The 2,300-nt window shown below is 68.7% G+C and carries 2 protein-coding genes; both read left to right on the top strand.

Annotated elements, in window-relative coordinates; all coding sequences use genetic code 11:
* Nucleotides 1-241: hypothetical protein (locus ACFOMP_RS15970; RefSeq protein WP_379032301.1), on the top strand; the 241-nt coding region annotated here is incomplete at its 5' end.
* A gap of 285 nt (nt 242-526) precedes the next feature.
* A partial coding sequence (gene pnp / locus ACFOMP_RS15965; protein ID WP_379032298.1) for a polyribonucleotide nucleotidyltransferase occupies nt 527-2,300 on the top strand: 1,774 nt, incomplete at its 3' end.

Raw genomic sequence — 2,300 nt, 5'->3', positions numbered from 1 at the left:
GACCGAGCCGGCCGCGACGGGCCAAGCCGGTGGCGGCGACCGAGGCGAGGCCGCAGGCGGCTGGCCGGACGAGGAAAGCATCCGGGCCTGGGCCATCGCCATGCTGGAGCGCGAGCGGCTGGACGGCTTCAGCGTCCTGACGACCTCGGCGCAGAGCCCGCCGGCGGCCAGCCGCTTCGTGGCCGGCGACGGCGCCCATCGCGCCGGCCCGGCGGAGCCGCGGACCTTGATCCGGGCCTGACCCGCCGCGCCGCCATCAGGGACAGAGGCGCCGTGTCGGATGCCCGCCGCAGGCCGCGGCGGGCCCCCGGCCATGCGCCCTTGTCCCTGATGGCGGCGCGTGAAGGCGGCGGCGGCTGAATCGTCAATTCTCTTCCCAAACGCCTTGTTTTGCTGTATGCGCCGGCCATCTGTGACGTGACGCCATGCCCCGTGGCACATGCAAAGGATAGGGGCGGCGGCAATGGGGCCGCCATTTGACACGGGACGCGACCGGAAGGGCCGGCGCGTCGCCAGAGGAAACCAGATGTTTGATGAAGTGAAGAAATCCATCCAGTGGGGCCAGGAAACGCTCACGCTGGAAACGGGCAAGGTTGCCCGTCAGGCCGACGGCTCGGTCATCGCCACCCTGGGCGAGACCAGCGTGATGGCCAACGTCACTTTCGCGAAGGAACCGAAACCCGGCCAGGACTTCTTTCCCCTGACCGTCCATTACCAGGAAAAATACTACGCGGCCGGCAAGATCCCCGGCGGCTTCTTCAAGCGCGAGGCCCGTCCCTCGGAAAAGGAGACGCTGACCGCGCGCCTGATCGACCGGCCGATCCGCCCGCTTTTCGTCCCCGGCTTCAAGCACGAAGTGCTGGTGATGTGCACGGTGCTGTCGCATGACCTGGTCAACGATCCCGACATCGTGGCGATGATCGCCGCCTCGGCGGCGCTGACCATCTCGGGCGTGCCGTTCATGGGCCCGATCGGCGCCGCCCGCGTCGGCTTCGCCAATGGCGAATACGTGCTGAACCCGGAAGTGCAGGACATGGACCATCTGCGCTCGAACCCCGAGCAGCGGCTGGACCTGGTCGTCGCCGGCACCCGCGACGCGGTGATGATGGTCGAATCGGAAGCCTATGAGCTGACCGAGGCCGAGATGCTGGGCGCGGTGAAGTTCGGCCACGAGGCGATGCAGCCGGTGATCGACCTGATCATCGACCTGGCCGAGGCGGCCGCGAAAGAGCCCTTCGACTTCCAGGCGCCGGATTACAGCGCGCTCTATGCCCGCGTGAAATCGCTGGGCGAGGCCGAGATGCGCGCCGCCTACGCGATCCGCGACAAGGGCGAGCGCCGCGACGCCATCGAGGCCGCCAAGGCCAAGGTGCTGGCCGGCCTGACCGAGGACGAGCTGGCCGATACCGCCCTGGGCTCGGCGCTGAAGAAGCTGGAATCGGGCATCCTGCGCGGCGGCATCATCGACGGCCATCCGCGCATCGACGGCCGCGACACCCGCACCGTGCGCCCGATCGACAGCGAAGTGGGCTTCCTGCCCCGCACCCACGGCTCGGCGCTGTTCACCCGCGGCGAGACCCAGGCGCTGGTCGTCACCACGCTGGGCACCGGCGACGACGAGCAGATCATCGACGCGCTGCACGGCAACTCGCGCTCGAACTTCCTGCTGCATTACAACTTCCCGCCCTATTCGGTGGGCGAGGTGGGCCGCGTCGGCAGCCCCGGCCGCCGCGAGATCGGCCATGGCAAGCTGGCCTGGCGGGCGCTGCAGGCGGTGCTGCCGGCCGCGACCGACTTCCCCTATACCATCCGCGTGGTTTCCGAGATCACCGAATCGAACGGCTCGTCCTCGATGGCCTCGGTCTGCGGCGGCTCGCTGTCGATGATGGATGCGGGCGTGCCGCTGAAGGCGCCGGTGGCCGGCGTCGCCATGGGCCTGATCCTGGAAGAGGACGGCCGCTGGGCGGTGCTGACCGACATCCTGGGCGACGAGGACCACCTGGGCGACATGGACTTCAAGGTCGCCGGCACGGAAAACGGCATCACCAGCCTGCAGATGGACATCAAGGTCGCGGGCATCACCCCCGAGATCATGGAGCAGGCGCTGGCCCAGGCCAAGGACGGCCGGATGCACATCCTGGGCGAGATGGCCAAGGCCCTGACCGAGGGCCGGCGCGAGTTCAGCGCCCATGCCCCGCGCATCGAGACCATGACCATCCCGACCGACAAGATCCGCGAAGTGATCGGTTCGGGCGGCAAGGTGATCCGCGAGATCGTCGAGACCTCGGGTGCGAAAGTCG

This window comes from Paracoccus simplex (genome assembly GCF_042648325.1).
Lineage (GTDB): Bacteria > Pseudomonadota > Alphaproteobacteria > Rhodobacterales > Rhodobacteraceae > Paracoccus > Paracoccus simplex.
Note: the sequence above shows the minus strand (reverse complement) of the source record. Positions and strands in the feature narration are given on the sequence as shown.